This is a genomic window from Halomonas sp. ATBC28, assembly GCF_005937175.1.
Lineage (GTDB): Bacteria > Pseudomonadota > Gammaproteobacteria > Pseudomonadales > Halomonadaceae > Vreelandella > Vreelandella titanicae.
Window position 1 is genome coordinate 1 of record NZ_VCQL01000182.1, and the last position, 396, is coordinate 396.

General features: G+C 51.3%; 1 protein-coding gene. It reads left to right on the forward strand.

The window, feature by feature from the left end:
- On the forward strand, nt 1-396 hold a 396-nt coding region (locus E0L35_RS25940), incomplete at both ends, for an elongation factor P (protein ID WP_138801763.1).

A 396-nucleotide genomic window follows, 5' to 3' on the forward strand; every position in this document is an offset into this window, starting at 1 on the left:
GGGTAAAGGCCAGGCATTTGCTCGCGTTAAACTGCGTCGTCTGCTGACCGGTACTCGCGTAGAAAAAACCTTCAAATCTACTGATTCCGCTGAAGGCGCTGATGTTGTCGATATGAACCTGACTTACCTGTACAACGACGGTGAGTTCTGGCACTTCATGAACAACGAAACTTTCGAGCAGCTGTCTGCTGATGCAAAAGCAATTGGCGATAACGCTAAATGGCTGCTGGATCAGGCAGAGTGTATCGTAACTCTGTGGAATGGTCAGCCGATCTCCGTTACTCCGCCGAACTTCGTTGAACTGGAAATCGTTGATACCGATCCGGGCCTGAAAGGTGATACCGCAGGTACTGGCGGCAAACCGGCTACCCTGTCTACTGGCGCTGTGGTTAAGGT